At 66.4% G+C, this 22,809-nt stretch carries 20 protein-coding genes; 13 read left to right on the forward strand and 7 right to left on the reverse strand.

The window, feature by feature from the left end; translation table 11 throughout:
- Positions 1-15 precede the first annotated feature (15 nt).
- Complete coding sequence (locus OJ254_RS09925; protein WP_265362050.1) at positions 16-525, forward strand: phosphoribosyltransferase; 510 nt, start codon at positions 16-18, stop codon at positions 523-525.
- A gap of 354 nt (positions 526-879) precedes the next feature.
- On the opposite strand, the gene OJ254_RS09930 is transcribed toward OJ254_RS09925, so the two are convergent.
- Complete coding sequence (locus OJ254_RS09930; RefSeq protein WP_265362051.1) at positions 880-1,260, reverse strand: hypothetical protein; 381 nt, start codon at positions 1,258-1,260, stop codon at positions 880-882.
- 1,199 nt (positions 1,261-2,459) lie between these two features.
- Here OJ254_RS09930 and OJ254_RS09935 point away from each other — a divergent pair.
- The gene (locus tag OJ254_RS09935; RefSeq protein ID WP_265362052.1) at positions 2,460-2,993 is read left to right on the forward strand and encodes an NUDIX hydrolase; all 534 of its coding nucleotides are present in this window, start codon (positions 2,460-2,462) and stop codon (positions 2,991-2,993) included.
- A 1-nt stretch (position 2,994) separates the two neighbouring features.
- Here the strand turns inward: OJ254_RS09935 and OJ254_RS09940 are convergent, their stop codons facing one another.
- Complete coding sequence (locus tag OJ254_RS09940) at positions 2,995-4,317, reverse strand: NsdA family TPR-like regulatory protein (RefSeq protein ID WP_265362053.1); 1,323 nt, start codon at positions 4,315-4,317, stop codon at positions 2,995-2,997.
- Between the two features lie 207 nt (positions 4,318-4,524).
- Here OJ254_RS09940 and OJ254_RS09945 point away from each other — a divergent pair, with 207 nt between their 5' ends.
- From OJ254_RS09945 to OJ254_RS09955, 3 genes are all read left to right on the forward strand, one after another.
- Positions 4,525-4,896: a hypothetical protein gene (locus OJ254_RS09945; RefSeq protein ID WP_265362054.1), complete on the forward strand. Its 372-nt coding sequence runs from the start codon at positions 4,525-4,527 to the stop codon at positions 4,894-4,896.
- Between the two features lie 467 nt (positions 4,897-5,363).
- Positions 5,364-6,044, forward strand: a complete 681-nt coding sequence (locus OJ254_RS09950; protein WP_265362056.1) for a hypothetical protein — start codon at positions 5,364-5,366, stop codon at positions 6,042-6,044.
- Positions 6,045-7,483: 1,439 nt separating this feature from the next.
- On the forward strand, positions 7,484-7,672 hold the full coding sequence (locus OJ254_RS09955) for a hypothetical protein (protein WP_265362057.1): 189 nt from the start codon (positions 7,484-7,486) through the stop codon (positions 7,670-7,672).
- Here the strand turns inward: OJ254_RS09955 and OJ254_RS09960 are convergent.
- Entirely contained in the window at positions 7,669-8,622 is a 954-nt protein-coding gene (locus OJ254_RS09960; protein ID WP_265362058.1) for an IS481 family transposase, read from the reverse strand. The two genes, OJ254_RS09955 and OJ254_RS09960, sit on opposite strands and share 4 nt — an antisense overlap.
- Positions 8,623-8,740: 118 nt before the next feature.
- Entirely contained in the window at positions 8,741-9,178 is a 438-nt protein-coding gene (locus OJ254_RS09965) for a GntR family transcriptional regulator (RefSeq protein ID WP_265362059.1), read from the reverse strand.
- A 168-nt stretch (positions 9,179-9,346) separates the two neighbouring features.
- On the opposite strand from OJ254_RS09965, the gene OJ254_RS09970 reads away from it, so the two are divergent.
- The 7 genes from OJ254_RS09970 (at position 9,347) to OJ254_RS10000 (ending at position 15,689) form a co-directional block, all read left to right on the forward strand.
- Entirely contained in the window at positions 9,347-9,706 is a 360-nt protein-coding gene (locus OJ254_RS09970; RefSeq protein WP_265362060.1) for an SCO3933 family regulatory protein, read from the forward strand.
- Between the two features lie 196 nt (positions 9,707-9,902).
- A complete protein-coding gene (locus tag OJ254_RS09975) occupies positions 9,903-11,315 on the forward strand; it encodes an FtsK/SpoIIIE domain-containing protein (RefSeq protein WP_265362061.1) in 1,413 nt (470 codons plus the stop codon).
- Position 11,316: 1 nt separating this feature from the next.
- Positions 11,317-11,496, forward strand: a complete 180-nt coding sequence (locus OJ254_RS09980; RefSeq protein WP_265362062.1) for a hypothetical protein — start codon at positions 11,317-11,319, stop codon at positions 11,494-11,496.
- 42 nt (positions 11,497-11,538) lie between these two features.
- Complete coding sequence (locus OJ254_RS09985) at positions 11,539-12,270, forward strand: DUF2637 domain-containing protein (protein ID WP_265362063.1); 732 nt, start codon at positions 11,539-11,541, stop codon at positions 12,268-12,270.
- A 126-nt stretch (positions 12,271-12,396) separates the two neighbouring features.
- Complete coding sequence (locus OJ254_RS09990; RefSeq protein ID WP_265362064.1) at positions 12,397-13,851, forward strand: replication initiator; 1,455 nt, start codon at positions 12,397-12,399, stop codon at positions 13,849-13,851.
- Positions 13,852-14,172: 321 nt separating this feature from the next.
- Positions 14,173-14,736, forward strand: coding sequence for a GNAT family N-acetyltransferase (locus OJ254_RS09995; protein WP_265362065.1), 564 nt, complete (start codon positions 14,173-14,175; stop codon positions 14,734-14,736).
- A 314-nt stretch (positions 14,737-15,050) separates the two neighbouring features.
- Positions 15,051-15,689, forward strand: coding sequence for a hypothetical protein (locus OJ254_RS10000; protein WP_265362066.1), 639 nt, complete (start codon positions 15,051-15,053; stop codon positions 15,687-15,689).
- Between the two features lie 126 nt (positions 15,690-15,815).
- Here the strand turns inward: OJ254_RS10000 and OJ254_RS10005 are convergent, their stop codons facing one another.
- Positions 15,816-17,249 (reverse strand): recombinase family protein, encoded by a 1,434-nt coding sequence (locus tag OJ254_RS10005; protein WP_265362067.1) that lies wholly within the window; start codon positions 17,247-17,249, stop codon positions 15,816-15,818.
- Positions 17,250-17,634: 385 nt separating this feature from the next.
- On the opposite strand from OJ254_RS10005, the gene OJ254_RS10010 reads away from it, so the two are divergent.
- Positions 17,635-19,149, forward strand: coding sequence for a ricin-type beta-trefoil lectin domain protein (locus OJ254_RS10010; protein ID WP_265362068.1), 1,515 nt, complete (start codon positions 17,635-17,637; stop codon positions 19,147-19,149).
- A 139-nt stretch (positions 19,150-19,288) separates the two neighbouring features.
- Here OJ254_RS10010 and OJ254_RS10015 read toward each other — a convergent pair whose 3' ends face one another.
- Together OJ254_RS10015 and OJ254_RS10020 are read right to left on the reverse strand one after the other, a co-directional pair.
- Positions 19,289-20,209 (reverse strand): Yip1 family protein, encoded by a 921-nt coding sequence (locus OJ254_RS10015; RefSeq protein WP_265365109.1) that lies wholly within the window; start codon positions 20,207-20,209, stop codon positions 19,289-19,291.
- A gap of 273 nt (positions 20,210-20,482) precedes the next feature.
- Positions 20,483-22,750: a (Fe-S)-binding protein gene (locus OJ254_RS10020; RefSeq protein ID WP_265362069.1), complete on the reverse strand. Its 2,268-nt coding sequence runs from the start codon at positions 22,748-22,750 to the stop codon at positions 20,483-20,485.
- Positions 22,751-22,809: the final 59 nt, after the last annotated feature.

Here is a 22,809-nt window from a genome sequence, read left to right on the forward strand (position 1 = left end):
GTCTGAGAGAGATTCGTGAGTGACGTGCGGGAGAACCTGACGTACGAGCGGTTCGGCGGGGCGATCCGCGAGCTGGCGCAGACGATCGCGGACGACGGGTACGAGCCGGACATCGTGCTGTCGATCGCCCGGGGCGGAGTGTTCGTCGCGGGCGGCCTGGCGTACGCGCTGGACTGCAAGAACATCCACCTGGTGAACGTCGAGTTCTACACCGGTGTGGGGACCACCCTGGAGATGCCGGTCATGCTGGCGCCGGTCCCGAACGCGATCGACTTCTCGGAGAAGAAGGTGCTGATCGCCGACGACGTGGCCGACACCGGCAAGACGCTGAAGCTGGTGCGCGACTTCTGCCTGGAAACCGTGGCCGAGGTGCGCAGCGCGGTGATCTACGAGAAGTCGCACTCGCTGGTGAAGTGCGAGTACGTCTGGAAGCGCACGGACGACTGGATCAACTTCCCCTGGTCTGTGTTGCCTCCATGTCGTAAGTCTGGCACACCGATCACGCCGTCGAAGGACGCTCTGTAGGACCCGTCTTACCTGGCAAATTCCAGACAGTGGCGGGCGGAGTTTGCTCTAAGCGATCTTATGGTTCAGCAAGACACCAATCGCCTCACCGGGTGCCGGTGAGGCGTCTGGCGTCCTGGGCGGTCGGCGTGATCCCAAACCGGCAACCTGATCGTTTGCTCAACCTGGCAGAGGTGGCTTGGCCCTCACCGGAGTGCCGAACATTCCCCTGCTCCCTTGCTCCCTTGCTCCCCTGCCCACGGCCGCCAGTGCATGCCGGTGGTGCCATAGGGAGGCAGGCGCCCTGCGCCGGCTGTGAGGCGCTGGCTTGAAGGTTTCGGCATCTCAATCTGAGGTCTCCGTAGAAAAGTGCCACTACCCAGCGAATTGACCGACGGAAACGCCCAGGGTTGCCACGAGGAGAAATACCACAGAGATTAGATAAGCGCGGGTGGCGGCATCGAGGTCCTTAAGGGACTCGGCAAACTTTGCTACACCTTCGAGGGTGCCGCCCATTGCGTCAAGGGCCTTGGACTGAGCTTCCAGTGCTTCTGGGGCTTCACTCTTCTCGACTTTCTCGGCTTCGGCTAGTAGGTCAGCGTTGCGTGAAACTGCTTCTTTTCCGATCTCCACCGCCTTTGTAGCTGCTGCACGCACAGGCTTGATGTATACATTCTCCTGCCAGATGCCGATTCCCAACATGATGCCAGCGCTCGCAACCGAAGCGAGGGTAACGATCCAAGTCAAGACGCTCATGGTTACCTCACTCTTCATTGTCAGGGCCGCAGCTGGGCACCGAAGTGCTTGAGTTGGTAGTCGAGATCCTGCACCAATGTGTGGCCAGGGTCGCCAGCAATGACATGCCCGGTGAGATGTCCGGAATGCGGGCCAACTTCAACCGGAGAACCAGAATCCCCTTTCTCGCTGACGAGACGGTTAAGGTGAATGACCGCACCCCAAGCGCCATATGTGCGCTCTTCCCAATACGAGTCGGAAGTTCCGCGAACCCATGCGTCTTCTCTGCCGGATGCGAGATTTACAACCAGATCGTCTCCGGGCATCGCCGTCGCGTACGAGTGAAATTGCGTGTGAGGTCTCTCATTGTGCGTATCGTCGAGCTTAACCAACGTGATGTCGGCACAAGTAGAGCCCGGGGCTCGAACTTGGGGGCATTGTGTGCTTGACACGTATCCAATTCGGCGCCCACCCACACGAACGGTTTCGCCACGCTGGCGAGCGCTGTGTCCTGCGGTGGTGGCCGCTCGCTCGCCAGTGCTGAGTGTTGCCCGGCATCCAAGCGTTGAGTTCTCGAAGATTTGGACACGGGCTCCGGGGCGGCAACTCTGGGGCTCAGGTGCCTCCCGACCAACGACCCACATGTTTGCGCCGAACAATGGATCCGGGAAACCTAGGGAGCACATGCGTTGACGTATCTCAGAGTCCTCGTGGCCGTAGAACGGCTGGCCTTCCGAACTTGCAAGACCCGGCTCGACGAACATGGTTGGTAGAGGTTTTCCATCCCGTGGCCCGTCAGGCAGCCAGAGCCCAACGCCCCAGAATCCGGCAACACCCGGCAGGTCTAGCCACTCTGCCCACATTGCCAACTTCCCGGAAGTTGGCGGGAGCGGCCGCCCGTACGCCCACGCAGCCCCCAACTGATCCATCACCCGCGCCGTGTTGGCGAGGCGCTGGTCGGCGCCTCGTAGGGCGCGAGGTATCGCGGGATCCAGTTCGAACTGCTCGGCCCACAACGCCAGCAGTCCCATCACAACCGCGCTCCTCATCACTAAGAGCATGGGGAGTAAAGGTACTTACTGGACATACTACGCGTTGGGGTGTGGGCTATCGAGCGGTGTAGGCGTTACCTGTTCAACCATCTTTGAGCTCGAAGTCGGGGGCCAGGTGGCAGGCCCTGTCTGAGATGCTGTGGACCATCAGCGAGAGGGGCGGCGTTCATGCAGTGGAAGACCCATGGCGAACGGCAGATCTACACGAACCAGTGGGTGAATCTGTGCCTGGTGGATGTTCAGCAACCGGACGGGCGCCGCTGGGAGCACCATGTCGTTCGGCTCCGCCACCTGGCCGTGGCTGCCGTGGTCAATGATCAGCGCGAGATCCTGATGATGTGGCGCCATCGCTTCATCACCGACTCCTGGGCGTGGGAGCTGCCCATGGGCCTCATAGAGGAGGGGGAGACGCCGGAGCAGGCCGCGTCCCGTGAGGTTCTGGAGGAGACCGGTTGGCGTCCGGGGCCGATGAAGCCGCTGATTTACGCGGAGCCGGCGAACGGGATCACCGACTCTCAGCACCATGTCTTCCGGGCTGACAGCGCGACCTACGTCGGGCCTCCGACTGAGAAGAACGAGTCTGACCGCATCGAGTGGGTTCCGCTCGCCGAAGCGCGCGCCATGATCGACCGCCGGGAGGTCGTGAGCAGCGGTTCGCTCGTGGGGCTGCTGTACGTGCTCATGGATGAGGCGGTCCGCTGAATCAGGTGGGGAGCACTTCTCTGAGCCGCGCTTCGAAGGCGGTGGTGACCGGCTCGCCCCGGTACGGAGCCAGCTCTCCGTAGAACTCCCTGAGGTGGCCGGCCAGTCGTTCGGAAGCAACCGAGGAGGCGGGCTCCAAGGCTTCCGTAGCGGTGTGGCACGCCTGGTCGAGCTTCCCGAGTTGCAGCTGCGTGCGAGCTAGCCAGATCGCGTGGAAGGCTCGGCCGCGCTGGTTGGTGCTGTGCTCCCTGCGCACGGCGTCAGCGATCAGTGGTTCGGCGGCTGCTGCTTCGCCGAGCTGGCCGTGTGCGATGCCGGTGTCCACGATGAGCTTGGGCTCGTCGAAGTAGACCACCCAAGCGGGGTCCGCGTCGTCCGGACGGATACGTTCGAACTGGCGGTGTGCTTCGGAGATCGCCGCGTGGGTGGCGGCCCGGCTGCCCAGTGAGGCGTGGGCAAACGCCTCTCGCATGGCCAACATCGACTGGACGCGCGGAGTCGATCCGGTGCCGCCGCGGACTGCATCTTGCGCGGCCTGGACGAAGGCCAGAGCGTCCGTGGGCTTCTCCTGGTAGGTCGCCTGCAAGCTCATGCAAGCAAGGACGTTGGCCATGAACTGCCGGTCGTCGACTTCCTTGGCGAGCTTCAGGGCCTGCGTGAAGTAGGCGCGGGCCTGGTTGTACTGGCGGGCGTCGAAGTGCGTCCAGCCGGTGAGGCGGGCAAGCTCGGCGGCTACCCCGTACAAGTCGTCCTTGATGGAACGTGACCTGCTGGTGCCCAAAAGGTCTACGACGTAACGAAGTTGGCCGACCACCGCCGGCCTCAGCGCCTCGCCGCCATGCTGGTCGTCGCGCCGCCAGTAGTCCTCGATGGAGGCCCGGAGCGCTTGCAGGGTGGAGGGGCTCGGATCGGTCGACGAAGTGAGGGCAAGGATGCCGTCCAGGTCGGATCCAGGGAGATCCACCGGCTTGGGCTGCTCGGCCAGCGCAGTTGATTGAGCCGGCTCGCGCTCGATCACGGCGAAGGCTGCGGGTGTCTCCCAAGAACGCCGAGCCAACCCGAGCATGTGCCCGGGGATGTGCAACCCGTCCGCGATGCGTTCGATCACTTCCATGTGCTGCAAGCGACGCTCTCCGGCGATCACTTCCCCCACGCGGCTCGGGGTGAGGTCACAGAGACGGGCGATCATCGACGGATAAACGCCGGCGTGCTTCTTTACCAGCCGGAACACCCTGCTGAAGTCCCGGACGCGGCAGGCGTCGACCATCTCAGGATCAGTGAGCAGCCGGGCGGGAAGCTCTCGCGGCTCGGGCGGCATCGGCATCAGGCAGGCTCCCGCCGGTTGACGGCTACGAGAGGTCGCTCATTCTCTACGGCGGGTGATGTTACCCAAGTTGGGTAATCAGCTGGGCCTTTGGGCGCCATACGCGTCCACGCGATGCTGCTGCGCATGTCCACCGGGCCGCCAATTGCAACTACCTCCGACCGCTACGCCATGCGGTTTCACCCGGCCCTGCCAAGGAGGCACGCGATGACTGAGACCAGCACTCCGGCCGTTCTTTACATCTGTGCGGAGCGCAGTCAGGACGCACCTGGCGTGGCGCACAAGCGCGCTGTCCAAGAGGGCCGTGACTTCGCTGTCAGGAACGGCTTGCACATCGTTGCTGAGGTTTCGGATCCGTACGGTGAGCCGGTTCCGCAGCGGCGTGCCGGCTGGATGAGGGTGCGGGAGATGGCCGAGCGGGGTGAGGTTGGGGTGGTCATCACGCGGTGGCCCAACGCCTTGTCCCAGGCCTGCGAGAGGCGTTACCCGGAGCTGGATCATCTCGGCCGCCACGGCGCGCAGTTGTTTTTCAGTTGGGCGCCGTTGAGCGCGATGGCCGGCGTCCGGAGCACGCGGTGAGTGGCCGCCATGCGCGAGTGACGCCGGGCCGAGAGGGCCTGGCCGTGCTCCTGCTGGGTGTGCTGGGGCTGACCCCGCCTGTGGTGATCGTTGCTGGGGCGGTGGACGCTCACAGCGTTCCGCCTCCGGTCTCCCGCGCGGACATCGATCCCCAGGTCGTTGTTGTTGCGCAGGGCGATCCAGTGCGCACCTGTCGCTGTTCGGGGGCGCAGTCGTGAGTTTCCGCAGGAAGTCGAATGTGTTGGCTGACTCCCTGCCCGTGGCATCGGGTTTGACGGCCGCCGAGGTGGAGGGGACGCGGGCTCTGGTCTGCCGCCGTGCGCACGGCCGGGCTGATTGCCTCGACTTGCAGGGCGCCTTGGGGTTGCTGCGATCGGCGCTGGAGTGTTGCGGCCCGCGTGGACTCGGGCAACCCGTCGAAGCGCCGGATCAAGGACATGGAGAGGTAGATGGTGAGGAGTTCGGAGGTGGCTGACTGTCCGGTACGCAAGCCTTCGGTAGTGCCCTTCGTGAATTCGTGGTCGGCCGAACTGCCAGACTTCGAGGACCAGTTGGTCGTGAATTTCGGCCCTGAGGGGCCCAAGCTGGGATACAGGAATGAGCGGGAGACTGACCGCGTCGGCCGGGACAAGGTGTTGTGGGGCCGGATGGCCTTTCTGCCTGGTGAAGGCCGGCCGGAGTTTGACTCCATGCACCCATCGCGCCAGTACAACACCATGTACTGGATGAAGTGCCAGGTGTGCGGCAACCCGGCGTCCAAGAACAGGGATGGCTGGCTTTTCCTGGACTGGCGTGGACCTCTCTCGCCTTCGACTTGGCCGGAGCGCTCGTTGACGGCCATGCCTCCGGTCTGTGACGAGCACGCCGTTACGGCCATCGAAGAATGCCCCCATTTGCGGAAGACGGATTTCGTCGTCCTGCGGGTCCGGACACCTCGCCTTTGGGGGTACTCAGGCACTCCCTACAAGCTGACCGCCGAAGGCTGGAAGGCTCACGAGATCGACGGGCTCTTGCCCTGCGGTGATCCGGGGCTTCGCGGGATGCTCGCCACGCGCCTGTACCGCGAGCTGCGCAACGTAACCGTTGTCAGCGGGGGCTTGCTGGCTGATTGCCTCGCCGGAGATGCCGGCCACTACGACAAAAACTGAGAGACCGGACCACCCCTGAGCCTGGCAGCACGCGGGCGGTCCGGTCGGGGAGTTCCTGATCAGAACCCCGGTGCCGATGGTACCGGGGCTGTCGTCGTGCTCACTGCGGCCGGCCCACCACAAGTCGATGGTGAGAAGGGGTGGCGGAACTGTTCAGGGTCGGGGAAAGGGCAGTACGGACGGCCGGTAAGAGTGGGGTGCTCTTCAGCCTCCGCCACAGACAGTCAGCCACGACGCGCCCGCGCTGTGACGAGCGCCCGCCACGTGTGTACCTCAGCCCCATCCGGCCTGTACCACGCTGCCATGTCTTTGATCCGGTCATGAACTGCGGGGTGAGGCTGTGGAATTGGCGTGCTGTGGCTGCTGGTCGCGTGGGCCGGGTGGTGGCGAACTGGCGGGCTGCTGTCGGGGCGGGGCCTGGCGGTGCTGGATTGGGCTGGTGTGGTTGCTTCCTGGGCTCAGTCGGACCGCTTGCTTGGCGTTGCGCGCTGAGCGGCGGGGGGCCGCCGTAAGCGGGGACGAAGGCATCGAGCGTCGGCGGCCTTCGGCCGCCAGCGCGCGCGGCCCGCGCAGCGGGCCGCTCTTGATCCAGTAAAGAAACTTTGAACAGCTCGGCTGCTGCTCGACCTTGTCTGCTGCCGCGAAGCCGAATGTGGCATTTCGCCCTGATGTGACGCTTTAGTCCCTGCTTGCACTAACCGCGATGCTTGCGCGGCTTCGTCTCTCGGGCTGCCGAAAAATATCCACAGGCTGACCGATGCAGGGTTCTCGCATGTCGTTTTCAGGTCGATGGTGCCGAAAGTTATCCACAGGTCCTTTGCGCTCCGCGCGCAGTGACTCGACGTCTGAGGTGGGAGGGATGGGTGTGACTTGCCTCATGCCTGAGGGCTGGGTGTCACATCGGCCGCGTCGCGGCTCCCTTCTCTGTGGTGAGGCGGGTGCTCGTACCACGAGATCGGCCGTTGGCCCAACCGGCGTTTCTCCGGACCATGGGTCACCCGGTGTCGAGCGACGAGGAGGAAGCGAAAGTTGTGTGAACTGCGTCACGCCGTGTCACAAACGGCTTATTTCTCGGACTTGGTACGGGTGAAAGGGATTGCGGGGCCAGCTGTATGGGCCTCGTGTCCGTACTCGGTGCCGAGGAGGTGTCCGGTTTCGGTGATGTGGTGTGACGCGGCGAAAGGAGGCGGGATGTTCTCGCGAAGTGGCGTAAGCCCCGCCAAGGATGGCCCCTCGTTCAAGGGAGCTGAGTGGACGAGGGAGGGTGCTGTGAACCTGTGCGGTCCGTGGTGCAGAACGGGGCGGAGGATCGCTCTTCGTGGCGCTTACCGCCCTCGGGTGGGGCTTACCACGCACGTTGAGACGCATCCGTTATCGCTCAGGGCCGATGTGGTGAGCGAGGTGGTAAGGGCGCGGGCGCTTATTGGGGTGGAAGCGAAATGACGTACAAGACGGGGATGGCCAAGGCGATGAACGGGACCGAACTGAAGACCTCGGCGGGCGCGCACGAGGTGGATACGCTCGCCCTGATCCGGGAAATGACCGCGATGGCGTGCCGTCTAGCGGAGGAAGTACGGGCGCTGCGGCAAGACATGGCGGAGCTGAGGGAGGATCGGGAGGCGGCCTAGCTGTGCTGATCGGAGAGGTTGGTGACGCGGCTGGCTGGGGTGTTGCCACGGATTCCGGTGTGGGGTCGGTGGTAGTTGTACCAGTCCAGCCAGTCGGGAAAGGCTTGCTGTCGTTCGGCGTCTGAGGTGTAGGGCTGGTGGTAGGCCCATTCGTCGAGCAGGGTGCGGTGGAAGCGTTCGACCTTGCCGTTGGTCTGGGGGCGCCAGGGGCGTGTCCAGCGCGGTTGGATGCCCAGGTCGCGACAGGTCTGGCGCCAGGTGTTCTTGGTGTAGGCCCAGGCGTTGTCGGTCAGGACGCGTTCGACCGTGATGCCACGTTGCGCGAACCAGGTGGTGGCGCGGGTGAGGAAGGCTGCGCAGGTGGCGGCTTTCTCGTCGGGGAGGTCTTCGGTGTAGGCCAGGCGAGAGTGGTCGTCCAGGGCGGTGTGCAGGTAGGCATATCCGGTGCTTGTGCGGTTCTTGCGTCCGGCGGGCCGTCCGAGCACTTTGTGACCGCCGCCGTCGGGGATGCGGCCGAGTTTCTTGACGTCGATGTGGACGAGTTCGCCGGGCCGGGCGCGTTCGTAGCGGCGGACGGGCTCGCCGGTGGCCCGGTCCACTGCGGCCAGCGGCGGTAGCCCGTGGCGCTTAAGGATGCGGTGTGCGGTGGAGGCGGCGACGCCTGCACGGGCGGCCAGCCGCAGCGGGCCGATCCGATGCTCGCGTCGCAGACGGATGACTTGTTCCTCCACTGTGGCGGGGGTGCGGCGAGGCTGATGACGGGGGCTGCTGGCGCGGTCTTCCATCCCTGCGTGCCCGTGCAGTCGGTAGCGGCCGGCCCAGCGGGCAGCTGTCGTGTGGCTGACCTGGAACCGTTCTGCGGCCCGGCGCAACGGCCAGCCGTCGTCGACGACGCACCGGGCCAGACGCAGCCTGCCGGTCGGCGTCAGCGGGGCGTTACGGTGGATCACGAGGGCCTCCTGCACTCGGCGGTAGATGTCGCAATCCCCACCGAGCCAGAAGGCCCTCACCTCGTTCAAACACCGCGGTAGGCGTGTCGCCTGTCACCAACGTGCCGGGACAGCACACCTAGCGCTGCTTGTGCTCCGCCTTCAGCTCGGCAAATTCCTTGCGCAGGTCCTGGACCAGTGCGTTGAGGTTGTAGAGCTGCTCTTGCAGAGTCCGGAGGTCTTCGATGGTGACGGGCTCGGTCGCGTGGCCGGCTGCCGAGTCCGCCTCTGCCCTCTCGGGCGCTTCCTTCTTCTCCCCGACCTCAGGGCGGTGGCCGGCGGGCTTGTCGGCGACGTAGCTGCCGCGCCCCTGCACGGTGTAGATCAGCCCCTCTTCGCGCAGCACGCGCAGTGCAGAACGCGCAGTCATGTTCGCGATGTTGAACCGCTCTTGCAGCTCACGGTGTGAGGGGAGCTGCTCGCCGGGCTTGAGGCGGCCCGTTTGGATCTCGCGGCGGAGGGCGTCTGCGGCCTGCTGGTAGGGCGGGCGTGGGTCGTGCTGGCTTGGGGGCGTCATGTCCTCAGGGTAGCCCGCGTTAGCCCGGCTAACCCAGGAATCCCCCTGCAGCAACAGGGCTAGCTAGCACATCTCTAGCTATCAGACTTGACTAGGCTAGCCTGGCTATGTGTATATGGAGGTACGCAAGCACCGCACCAGGCGGTGTGAAACGGATTGGAGAGATACATGGCTGGCCGCACGAGCATTCGCGTTGGTCTGTTGCCCGAGACGCAGCTCATGGTGGGCGCGCTGCCGGTGGCGAAGTGGGTGGACCAGGAGAAGGGCGAGCGTGCCTTCGACCGGGAGACGAACACCCCGCTGTACACGGTGATGATCTTCCTGATGGAGGGGGAGCGCGCTGAGGCGCTGAAGGTCACCGTTCCGGCGAAGGGTCTGCCGGACGGTCTCAAGCCCGGTACGCCGGTCAAGACCGTGGACCTGATGGCCAATCCGTGGGCCAACCTGTTCAACGGTCAGGTGTCCTCGGGTGTGGCCTACCGCGCTTCCGAGCTGGTGATTGACCAGGTAGGGGTGTCGGCGGAGTGAGGGGCTTCATTCCTGGCTGGGACCGGGCCTATCCGGTCCCAGCCCCCCGGCCCGATCCCCGTTTCAGCGAAGAGCTGATCAATCAAGTGGCTGCCGTTCTTGCCGACCACGGCTACCCCCTGGTGATCGAGGCCTTGGACTGGGGCGATCTCGAAATGGCCCTCGCGGCCTTCATCTACGGCGAGAAGGACACGGCATGACAGTGCAAGAGATCTACGCCTACGCCCCGTTGGTGAGCGTGGCAGTGCTGGCCGTCTTCGCGGTCATGGCGTCGCTGTGGCTGGGCCGCTACATCGCGGCCGACCGCACCATGCGGGCCAGCATCCGTCAGGCGGTCCGCGTGCGAGTGGGCTGGAAGCGCCTTGCCCAGATGGCCGGACTTTCGGTCACGGACAAGATGCCCACCGCGCTCGCCTCGTTTACCGCCGATGCCGACAAGCCTCCCAAGCCGCGGGTGAGGATTCCGGCACTGAAGGTCAAGCCCGACCGGTTCGGGGTGATCGTGCGGGCGAACTGCCTGCCCAAGGTCGGCCTGGAGGAGTTCCAAAAGGCCGCGCGGTTCCTCGCGGACGCCTGGCGTTGTGAACGCGTCTCGGTTCAACCTGATGGGCCCGGACGGGTGCTGATACGTGGGGTGCGTGTGGATCCGCTGATCACTCCCACCGAGCACGAGCCCACCGGCACGGAACCGGAAGAGCTCACCACCTGGCACCTGGGTGTGGATGAGTACGCCCAACCGGTCACGGTGTCGCTCAAGGACGTTCCCGGAGTGACCGTTGCCGGCCTTCCCGGCTACGGCAAGACCTCACTGCTCAACCGGTTCCTCTGCGACTGCGCACCCTCGCCGAACGTCCAGTTCGTGATAGCGGACGGCAAGGTATCGAAGGCTTATGAGGGCGACTACGCCGACATCATGCCGCGTCTGTTCGCGTTCGTCGGTGACGACCTGGACGAGGCGAACGACCTGTTCAAGCGGCTCGTGAAGCTGAGCCGGGAGCGCTCGGCGAGCATCGGTCACGTGCTGGGCGTCAAGAACATGTGGCATGTCGGACCGTCCGAGAAATGGCCTCTGACGGTCCTGATCATCGATGAGGCGCACACCTACTTCCGCGACTACAGGGGCAGCGACAAGGAATCCAAGCGGCTCGCGGCGCTCACGGCGGAGAATGCCCGGCTCGTCGAGCACCTGGTGAAGAAGGGCCGCAGCGTCGGCATCCTGGTCATCCTCGCCACACAGAAGCTCACAGGCGATGCCATCCCCACCTTCATCCGGGATGTCTGCCCGGTGGGCCTGTCCTTCGCGCAGAAGACCGCCGAAGCATCAGTGGCGGCACTCGGCGAAGCCATCCGGGACTGGCCGGACGCCAACCCGATGCATCTGCAAGACCCCGCCTATGTCGGCGTCGCCTCCATGGCCTTGCAGAACCGCCCCGGCTTCACCCGCATCCGCACCCCCTACGTGGCCGACGCGCACACCGCCGAGATCGCCAGCAACTCCGCGCACCACACCTACGACCCGCAAACGCTCCTCGACCACCACGCCGGCGCCTACCTCGAAACACGCGTCGACCTGGACAAGGACGATGACATCCGGAAGGAAGCGGCCTGACATGCGTGCACACATACGAGCGGTCATCCGAGCCATGCGCCTGGCCCTTGAGGCAGACGAACTGGAGCTGTGCGGAGAAATCGGCATCGCTGCCTACCGGGTCTCCAACGAGGAAGAACGGGAGGTGCTTGAAACCTTCCTCGGCCCCAACGCCGCCAGGCTCGCCGGAATCGACCGCTGATCCACGCACACCACACGAGAGAAGGAAGGAGGTGAACCCTCTATGTCTGAGGACCGGATCACTCAGCGCACCATCACCGTGGTCATGGCTGTCATCGCGGCCCTGGCGTTCGTCTTCTCCTTCGGCAACGTCTGGTCCCTGGCCCTGCGCCTGGGCGTCCCCCGCCCCGTCGCACCGCTGATCGCCCCCATGGTCGACCTGTCCGTCGTCGGCCTCCTGGTGGCCCTGCGCTACCTTTCCCTGCGCGGCATCGCGGCCGAGCAGATGCGCTCCGCCTCCCGGCTGATGCACCTCTCAGGACTGCTGACCCTGGCCCTCAACATCGCCGAACCCCTCATCACCCACCACTGGGGCCGCGCCGCCGTCGACGCGGTGGCACCCCTGCTCCTGCTGGGCTGGGGAGCGGTCGGCCCGCAGCTCCTGCGCCACTTCCACACCGTGACGCAACCGGCCCCGGCCCCGGTCGCCGTCGAAACCAGCTCAGCCCCGGACCCGGCTCCGGAGTCGACTCCTGCCCCGGCCGACACCACACCGGCCCCGGCCTCCGTACTGACCCCTGCCCCGACTGCGGCTCCGGTCGTAGCTCCTGCGAAGGCCCCGCAGGCTCCTGTGGCCTCGGCCCCGGTCCCCGCTCCGCTGCTGGAGGAAGCGCGCAAGATCGCCGCGTCCCACCAGGCCGAGCACAGCGAACCCATCACGGTTGCCCAGCTCAAAGCCCGCCTCGGCGTCGGTCTTGCCCTGGCGACCGCAGCACACCAGGCCCTGACCGCCTGATTTCTACGCCGGCCTTCCCGGCTACTTCCCGCCCTGCCCTACCGGGCTCGGTCCGCCATGCCCTGAGCAGCCCCCTCGCTCGGTGCTGCTCAGGGCACCACCACCCAGCGGAAAGGACGCCTTGTCATGCCCAGGGAACTCGACCTGCGCCACGTGAAGAGCCTTGCGGTGCGGGACCTGCTCGAACTGGCCAACCTCGGCGACTTCGACCGTGTCAACGAACAGGTCCGCCAAGTCGCGGGATGCACCCGGCCCGTGAATCTCGTCGGCCGCACCGCCACTCTCGACGCCGCCACTCGTACCGTCCTGCGCTCCTACAGCACCACCGACGAACCCACCGGCCGCCTCCTGACCACCTGCGGCAACCGCCGCGCCTCCCGCTGCCCTGCCTGCTCGCGCGTCTACGCCGCGGATACCTACCACCTGATCAAGGCCGGCCTTTCCGGCGGCAAGACAGTGCCCGAGACCGTCCGCACCCACCCCCGCGTCTTTGCCACCCTCACCGCCCCCTCTTTCGGCCCCGTCCACAACATTCCCACCGACAAACCCCGCTGTGCCTGTGGCGTGCAACATGGCGAAACCGCCCCCGAGTTGGGCACCCCACTGCGCCCTTCCACCTACGACTACACCGGCGCTGTGCTCTGGAACGCCCACGCAGGTGCCCTGTGGGCGCGCTTCACCACCTACCTCCGCCGCGCCCTCGCCGCTCATTTTCGGATGACGCAAAAGGCCCTGAACGCCGCCCTGCGCATCTCCTTCGCCAAGGTTGCCGAGTACCAGAAGCGCGGCCTGGTCCACTTCCACGCCGTCATCCGCTTCGACGGCCCCAACGGCAGCGAAGAGCCCCCGCCCCCCTGGGCTACCGTCGACGCCCTCAAAGCCGCCATCGGGGACGCGGCCGAGACCACCGTCCTCGCGGTGACCTCCGACCACACCGGCGATCGCGAAATCCGCTGGGGCGATCGCCTCGATGTCCGCGAGATCACAGCACTGGGGGACGGCAAGCTCACAGACAAGGCCGTTGCCGGATACGTCGCCAAGTACGCCACCAAGAGCGCCGAAGACTCCGGCACCATCGACCGCTCCCTGATCTGCGTCCCCTGCGGCGGACGCGGCTACCAGCGCGGGCCCGACGGCTTCCGCGATCTGTGCCACGAGTGCGAAGGCACCGGACAGGCCGAACCCCTCCAAGACCTCCGTGTGCAACAGCACGTCCGCCAGATGATCCGCACCGCCTGGGCGCTCGGCCACCTGCCCGAATTCGCTGACCTCAAGCTGTGGAAGTGGGCGCACATGCTCGGATTCCGCGGGCACTTCTCCACCAAGTCCCGCAACTACTCCACCACCCTCGGTGCCCTCCGCGATGTCCGCAAAGCCTGGCGCACCGCACAAGCCGCCACCGAGGCCGGCCAAGAGCAGGCCGAGGAAGACACCACCCTCATCACCGAATCCTCCTGGGCCTATCTCGCTTCCGGATACCGACCCGGCGAAGAACTCCTAGCCGCCCAAACCCGCTACGAGATCCATGAAGCCAGAAAAGCCGCTGAACGTGCGAAGGATGAAGGGGAGGTGGGGGAGTGACTACTTCTACGAAGCCGCGCACACAGCGGCCGGAGATACATGACGAGACTGCCGCACGTGAGGATGAGTGGCTGCGACGGCACCTGGCACGCGCACCCGAACGCGATGACGAGTGGATACGCCGCGCCCTCCTGCTTCAAGGCAGGCTGTAGAGACTAAAGGATTTCCCGTAAATGATCTCCAGTGAGCGCTTTCCACTCTCACGCTGACGTGAGGGGATGACGGGGTGTCGCAGTGCGGCCTTGGAAGCAGCAGAGCTCTCGACCGAGGTTCCAGGGAAATCCGTTGGGCTGCCCGGCTTGCTCCAGTCATGATCTACTCATGGATGTCTATCTGGAGACCGAGCGCCTGGTCCTGCGACGCTTCACTGCCGATGACGCCGCCCTGCTGATCGAGCTGGACAGTGACCCGGCGGTGATGCGCTACCTGACCGGCGGCCAGCCGACCGCGCCGCAGGTCGTCCGAGAGCAATACCTGCCGCGCATCCTTGCCGGCTACGAGCGGTGGGGCGGCGCGCTGGGGCTCTTCGCCGCACACGAAAAGGACAGCGGGGAATTTATCGGCTGGTTCCACTCGCGTCCACAACCAGAGGGCCCGCTGGACGAAGCCGAACTCGGCTATCGACTGCGGCAGGCGGCATGGGGCAAGGGCTATGCGACCGAGGGCTCGCGAGGCTTGCTGGCGAAGGCATTTACTGAGCTCGGTGTGCGCACGATCTGGGCCGAGACGATGTCCGTGAACCACGGTTCGCGCAACATCATGGAGAAACTCAAGATGACGCTCACGGACAACATCCCCATCCCCTCCGACATGGAGATGATCGAGGGCTCCGAGCAAGGGGGCGTACGGTACGAGATCACCAAGGAGCAGTGGGAGCAGCAGTAGCCACTGGTTTTTTCGGTCCAGCATTTGAGGCCGGCCTCGGCGAGAGCGTCGATGATGCAGGGCGCGGTGGATCTTGGTCGTGACACCTCCTACCAGGAACTTCATCGTGTTGCAGAGCTGCCCAACCAACGGACGTCGACGTCAGGTTGGAAACAGCTCAGTGTCTTGATGACGGGCGGCGCCGCGCGGGCCTGTCTGGGCGGTGGCCCGGTGGCCCGGTGGCACCGCTGGTCCGTCGATCGGCTTGCGGAAGGCTCCCCAACCTCGCTGCGCTCGACCATCATTGGAGCGTCGCAACGGAGTTGGGGGGCTTTATGTTGGCGGACGAGTACGGCTATCAGGTGTCGTCGCAGCCGGCGGCGCACTATTTCCGCGCCGATTTCATGGAGTGGCTGCGCAACGAGCAGCGGTGGGTGCCCAGGGCGGCGTGGGCGGCCGTTCTGTTAGCGGCTGTGGGCGTCTACGTGTTGCTGACGGAGTGGATTCCCAAAGGGTTCGGCGACATCCCGGACTGGGCCATCTACGTGGGCACCTTCGCCATGTGCTGCGTGCCGCTGTCAGTGGGCGTCGCCGTAACCGCCTTCAAGAGGTCGGACCCCATCCTGAAAGTCGCCCTGGACCAGCCGTTCCAGTCGTGGCCCTGCCAGCTGGAGCAGACAGGCGACGGCGGTCGGCTGGTGCTCCTCCTGCGCCCGGACGGTGGCGTGGCGCGGGTACTTTCCTCAGTCGTTCCCGACGGCGTGTGGCACGACATGGTCGACGGGCGTGGCGTGCTGTGGATCGCCGGTGACCTGCGGCTAGGCTGCGTCGTGGCCACGCCGGGTGCGGAGCAGGTGTGGGCCGCCGCAGGAGTCCCGTACGAGTTCCGCTCACCCCGTTCTGGTGCCGGTCCGGTGGAGGACGAACTGCTCCGCGCTGTGACGCAGCAGATTTTCGACGACTGGCTGACGTGACGCACCTACACGCGTGTTCAGTCGGCGGACGATCATTAGAACGGTGTGGCCATCAGGCGCCGGTTCAAGTGCGTCGCCGTGCACGGGCTCATTAGGGAGCCCCGGACGAATCCGGGGCTCTTGTGGTCAACGCCAAACTGGATCGATCAAAGCGGGATCGAACTTCCGCTTACCCCGTCCTGCGGGATGGATGATCACGGCCGTGAGGCTGTGCAACACGATCTCGCGCTGCCGCTCGATGGGCAGATCGAAGAACTCCTCCTCGGTCATGTTGGCCGTGCTCCCCTTGGCCTCCGCCTGCTTCTGCTCCTTGTAGAACCGGGCGCGCTCCAACTTCAAGGCATCTCGCTCCCGTTCTTTGTCAGGCAACAGTTGCAGGAGGGTGGACAAGGTGATGGTCTTCGCCTTCTCCGCTTCGATGAGCTGAGCGATGTCGGCGAGCCTGTCTTCCAGCTCCTGTTCCCTGGGCCAGCGCCCCTCGGCCGGGATACCCGTGGCCTTGGCCTTCTCACGCTGCTCCTGGAGCACCAGCCGTGCGATCAGCTTGTCCACGGGTTCGCCGACGCGGCCGACCTTGCCGCACCCGCCGTTCACCTTGGAGCACTGGTAGGTGTACTGCGCGCCCTTTGAGCCGGGCTGCCACTTCCGATTGACCTGGCCTCGGATCTTGGCCTTGCATAGGCCGCATCGTGCAATGCCCGAGAGCAAGTACTTACGGGCAAGCGACTGGCCGGCCCTGTCCTGCTTGCGCTCGGCGATGGCTGCGCAGACGGCTTCCCAGTCCTCGACCGTGTTGATGGGGTCCCACTCACCCATGACGGGCTTGCCGTCGCCGTCGTAGAGGATCTCGCCGTGATACGTGCGGTACCCGACCAGCCTGGGGTTGGTGAGGATGTGCTCCACATGATGGTGGGCCATGCGCTTCGTGCCTTCGCGAGGGTTCCCCAGCCCCTCTTCCTGCCACCGCGTGCGAATGGTGCCGATGCGAACGCCGGCGAGTACTTCCTTCTGGGCCTCTCGGATGTGCTTCGCCGCCTCCGGATCGACCTTGTTGCGGTCGTCCCTCCGCCATCCGTACGGCGCCGGCCCCCCGTTGCTCTTCCCCTGCTGCGCCAACTCAAGGTGCTTGCGCTTGATCCGCCGTGAAGTGTCGTGTGACGACTTGTTGGCGAACGCCACCATGATCCGCGCCATGGTCCGGCCGTCCGCACTGCCGAGGTTCACGTCATTCGTCACGGTCGCGAACTCCAGCCGCGGGCGCTCGTCGAAGATCTCGATCAGTCGCTCAAGGTCTCGCGGTTGGCGGGCGAGCCGATCCAGGTCGTAGGCGACGACGCCGTCAATCAGGCCGGCCTTCAGGTCCTTCAGCATGAGTTCGAACTCGTCGCGCACCACGTTGCGCTTGAACGCGGATACGTCGTTGTCCTCGTAGACCTTCACCGGCTGCCAGGTACGGAGATCCGCCAGCCGCTCGCAGTCCGTGCGCTGACGGGCAACGCCCAGTGCCTCGCCCTCGTCGTCCCGCGAGATACGGGTGTAGATCCCCACCTTGCGTGCCATGCTCGAACCCTCCCTGGCCGCCTGCGACTTGCTCCGGCAGCGCAGAAAGATGCTACTACCATCATTCAGTTCACTTGCTCTGGAGCGTCGAGCCGCCGGTGGTCCGGCGCGAGGGTCAGATCCTCGACGCCTGACCCGATAAGTACCGCACCACACAAGGGAGTCGGCTTCGGCCGGCTCCCTTGTGCGTTGGGGGCGGTGCGTGGCGGTGGGCGGGCTGTGCGCGTCTTTCGGCCAATGGTGTTCCTGGTGTTCCGCCGGCGCCTACTTGCGAGTACAACCCGCGGTAACAGCAGACCGGAGGGGAGGCCGCAGGGTGCGTACGAGACGCGGGAGACGTGCGGGGCACGGGTGGTGCGGACGATCTGGTTTACGGGGCGCGGTCATGGGCTCGGCAGCGGTGCTGGGGGTGGTGTTCACCCTGGCGGCGGGCGGCGGGGCGAGTGCCGCCGGCGGGGCCGCGGGCGGTACCGGCCGGGCGACGATCACGGCCACCACGCCGCTGCCGCCCGAGCTGGAGAAGGTCCGGGCGCAGGAGGCGGTCAAGCTCTACGGGGACCCGGCCGAGCGGCCGCTCGCCGAGCGCAAGACCTCGTTGATCTCGCTGGGCGACAGCGAGATCTCCGGCGAGGGCGTCGGGACGTACGAGCCGGGGACCGACGGGCCCACCAACTGGTGCCACCGGTCGCCGGACGCGGCGATCCACCGCACCGGCATCGCGGCCGACGTCACGTACAACGTCGCGTGCTCGGGCGCGTACAGCGGGAACATCGTGATCGGCGGCAGCAAGCAGTACGCCGATGAGCTGGTGCAGAGCGACAGCCTGGCGATCGCGGCCCGGAACACCCGGCTGAAGATGGTGCTCCTGGTGGCCGGCGCCAATGACGACCTGCAGTTCGGGCCGGTGATGACGGACTGCGTGGAGCACTGGTTCCTGCTCCAGGGCACCTGCGAGCCGAAGTACCGGCCGGGGTGGCAGGCGCGGGTCGACGGGCTGGTGCCGAAGATCGAGCGGACGGTGAACGACCTGCGGACCGTGATGCGGAACGCGGGGTACGCCGATGGCGACTACCGGCTCGTGGTGATGTCGTACCCGAGCCCCATCGGGCCGGACGTGGAGGACAACCCGCACTTCCCCGGGAAGCTGCCGGGCGGCTGCACGGGCTACACCTCCGACGCCGGCTGGGGGCGCAACGCCGCCGTACCGGCCTTCGAACGGGGCGTCCGCAAGGTCGCGCAGGACACCGGCGTGACCTACCTCGACTCCTCGCGGCTCTTCCACGGCCACGAGGTGTGCATGGAGGACACCTGGGCGCGCGGGCTGTACGTGAACCTCACCAACCCCTTCCCGCCCGACTCCAATTCGGTGCGGCAGTCCTTCCACCCCAACGCGCGCGGGCACGCGGCGTTCGCCTCCTGCCTGACCCAGCTGTACGCGGCACCGGGACTGCGCGAGGCGTCCTGCGCGGACCCGGCGAGCACCGGGCGGCCGAAGCTGTACCCGGGGGCCTGGGACGACGCGTACCGGCCGCTGCGGAACGCCGCCACCGGCAGCTGTGTGGACGCGACCGGCGGCGCCAGCCGCAACGGCACGGTGGTCGGCGGCTGGGACTGCAACGGGCAGCGCCACCAGGACTGGTGGTACGACGCAGACCAGCGGTCGGTGCACGTCGGGCTGACCCAGGACCGGTGCCTGGACGTGCCGGGCGGACGGTACGAGCCGGGGGCCGGGCTGGTGTTGTGGAACTGCTCGGGCGTGGCCAACCAGCAGTTCGCCCGGCAGGCGGACGGCACGATCCGGCCGGCCGCCGCGCAGTCGCTCTGCCTGACGCTGGACGGCGCGAAGGAGCCGCTGCGGCTGCGGGCGTGTGACGGGTCGACGGGGCAGCGGTTCGCGTAACGGCGGCTGCCGGTACGGCGATCACGCGCGGCGCCCCCGTACGGCGATCACGTACGGCGCCCCTGTAAGGCGGAGGGCCCGTCCCGGAGCGGTGTGCTCCGGGACGGGCCCTCGACGTGTGGCCGGGCCGGGCCGTGGCCTACAGGGTGCCCAGCTTGAGCAGCGCCAGCAGCGCGACCAGCTGGATCGCGGAGGCGCCGAGTGCCTTCGGCCACGGCAGGTCGTGCGACTTGCTGACCATCGAGGTCAGCAGATAGCCGGTGGCGAGCCAGGTCAGCCAGCCCAGGACCTGGACGAGCGTGGAGTCGCCGCCGAGGAACATCGCGAACAGCAGCCGGGGCGCGTCCGTGATCGTCATGATCAGCATGGCCAGGCCGATGGTCGGCTGCCAGGCACCGTCGCCGCCGAGCTGGCGGGCCAGGGTGTGGGTGACCGCGCCCAGGATCAGGCTGCCGATGATGAACATCACGGCGGTGATCAGCACCCAGGGGATGCTGTTGGAGAGCGTGGCGTTCAGCACGTCCTCACGGGCCTTGTCGAAGCCGAAGACCGCGAGCAGGCCGTAGATGAACGTGACGGTCAGGGCCGGGCCCCAGACCGTGTGGTCCCGCATCTGCCAGAACGTCGGGTCGGGACGCAGCACGATGCCGGACAGCAGCTGCTTCCAGTGCAGCCGGGGGCCGGCCGGCGGGGCGGCGGACTGGCCGGCGCGGTACGTGCCGCCGGCGGCGTACTCACCGCCGTCCGGGCCGTTGCCGTACTGATCGGGGTACGGGCCGTAGGCGTCCGGCGCCTCGCCGATGCTGAACTGCCGGGTGCTGCCGGCGTTGTTGTCACCGCCGTACGGTGCGTAGCCGGCGCCGCCGGCGTCGCCGAAGTACTCGGGCTCGCCGTACTGCTGCGGCTGCCCCTGCGGTCCGCCGCCGTACTGCTGCCACTGCCCGTGCGGTGGCGGCGCGGCCTGCTGTCCGTACGGCCCCTGCTGCTGCCCGTACGGCGCCTGCTGCGCCTGCCCCTGCTGTCCGTTCTGCGCGGGGCGGGCATCCCGTCCGCGACCCATCCTGAATCCAGCCACGCCTTCGAAAGTACCTGCTCCCTGCGGGACGGGTGGCCGAGTGGGGAGATGGGGGTGCGTTTGGGGCTGAGCTGTGACATGCGCCGCGCCGTGCGGTGCCGCCCGCGTACTCGGCTGTCCCGCCGCGGGGTTGCTCACCGTTGCTCCCCCGCTGAAAAGTTGCCCCCCCCGCTGAAAAGTCGCTCCCCCGCTCAAAAGCTGAGTGGGGGTGCACGTGATCGCTCACGTGCACCCCCACCCGGGGTTTTCAGGTGTGGGCTACTTCACCGGCTCCGGCTCCGGCTCGTTCGCCGCTTCCGGCTCGTCCGTCGGGTCGGTCGGCGTCTTCACCGAGTCCAGCAGGAGCTGGGCGACGTCGACGACCTGGATGGATTCCTTCGCCTTGCCATCGTTTTTCTTGCCGTTGACGGAGTCGGTGAGCATGACGAGGCAGAAGGGGCAGGCGGTGGAGACGATGTCGGGGTTGAGGGAGAGGGCTTCGTCGACGCGTTCGTTGTTGATGCGCTTGCCGATGCGCTCTTCCATCCACATGCGGGCGCCGCCGGCGCCGCAGCAGAAGCCGCGTTCCTTGTGGCGGTGCATTTCTTCGTTCCGCAGGCCGGGGACCTTGGCGATGATTTCGCGCGGGGGTGTGTAGACCTTGTTGTGGCGGCCCAGGTAGCAGGGGTCGTGGTAGGTGATCAGGCCTTCGACGGGGGTGACGGGGATGAGTTTGCCCTCGTCGATGAGGTGCTGGAGCAGTTGGGTGTGGTGGATGACCTCGTAGTGGCCGCCGAGCTGCGGGTATTCGTTGGCGATGGTGTTGAAGCAGTGCGGGCAGGTCGCGACGATCTTCTTGGCGGCCTTGGGCTTCTTGGTGGATTCGTCTTCGTCGTCCTCGCCGAAGGCGGCGTTGAGGGTGGCGACGTTCTCCGCGCCGAGTTGCTGGAAGAGGAATTCGTTGCCCAGGCGGCGGGGGGAGTCGCCGGTGCACTTCTCGTCGCCGCCCATGATGGCGAAGTTGACGCCGGCGATGTGGAGGAGTTCGGCGAAGGCCTTGGTGGTCTTCTTGGCGCGGTCTTCGAGGGCGCCGGCGCAGCCGACCCAGTAGAGGTAGTCGACTTCGGTGAGGTCGTCGACGTCCTTGCCGACGACGGGGACGGGGAAGTCGACGTCCTTGGTCCATTCCAGGCGCTGCTTCTTGGCCAGGCCCCAGGGGTTGCCCTTCTTCTCCAGGTTCTTGAGCATGGTGCCGGCTTCGCTGGGGAAGCTGGATTCGATCATGACCTGGTAGCGGCGCATGTCGACGATGTGGTCGATGTGCTCGATGTCGACGGGGCACTGTTCGACGCAGGCGCCGCAGGTGGTGCAGGACCACAGCACGTCGGGGTCGATGACGCCGTTCTCCTCCAGCGTCCCGATCAGCGGGCGCTCGGCCTCGGCGAGGGCGCTGGCGGGGACGTCGGCGAGCTGCTCCTCGGTGGCCTTCTCCTCGCCCTCCATCGTCTTGCCGCCGCCGGCGAGGAGGTAGGGCGCCTTGGCGTGTGCGTGGTCGCGCAGGGCCATGATCAGCAGCTTGGGGGAGAGCGGCTTGCCGGTGTTCCAGGCGGGGCACTGGGACTGGCAGCGGCCGCACTCGGTGCAGGTGGAGAAGTCCAGCAGGCCCTTCCAGGAGAAGTGCTCGATCTGGGAGACGCCGAACTGGTCGTCCTCGCCCGGGTCCTCGAAGTCGATGGGCTTGCCGGCCGAGGTCATCGGCTGCAGCGCGCCCAGGGCGACGTCGCCGTCGGCCTCGCGCTTGAACCAGATGTTGGGGAACGCCAGGAAGCGGTGCCAGGCCACACCCATGTCGGTCTTCAGGGCGACCGTGATCATCCAGATGAAGGAGGTCGCGATCTTCAGGCCGGCGAAGAAGTAGGTCAGGTTCTGGAGCGTGGCGACGTCCAGGCCCCTGAACCAGGCGACCACCGGGTACGAGATGAAGAACGACGCCTCGTAGGCGTCCACGTGGTGCTGGGCGCCCTCCAGGGCGTGCAGCGTGAAGATGCAGACGCCGACGATGAGGATGACGGCCTCGACGAAGTACGCCTGGCCGAAGTTGGAGCCGGCGAAGCGGGACTTGCGGCCCGCCTTGTTCGGCTTGCTCAGCTGGCGGATCACGATCAGGGCGAGGATGCCGAGGGTCGTCATCGTGCCGAGGAACTCGACGAAGACGTTGTACGGCGTCCAGTCACCGATGACCGGAAGGATCCAGTCGGCCTTGAAGAGCTGGCCGATGGCGTTGACGATCGTCAGCAGCAGCGAGAAGAAGCCCACCGCCACGAACCAGTGCGCGACACCGACGATGCCCCAGCGGTTCATCCGGGTGTGGCCGAGGAACTCCTTGACCACGGTGACCGTTCGCTGAACGGGGGCATCGGTGCGGGTGCCGGCGGGTACGGGCTGGCCGAGCCGCATCTGGCGGTAGATCTGCAAGATGGCGCGGCCGAATAGCGCGACACCGACCGCGATGAGGACCAGCGACACGATGATCGCGGCGAGTTGCATGAGGGGCTCCTCGGACCTGCGAGAGCGGAAGACGGAGAGCGTGGAGCGGGCCCAGCGCT

The sequence above is a fragment of the Streptomyces endophytica genome (genome assembly GCF_026153355.1).
Lineage (GTDB): Bacteria > Actinomycetota > Actinomycetes > Streptomycetales > Streptomycetaceae > Streptomyces > Streptomyces endophytica.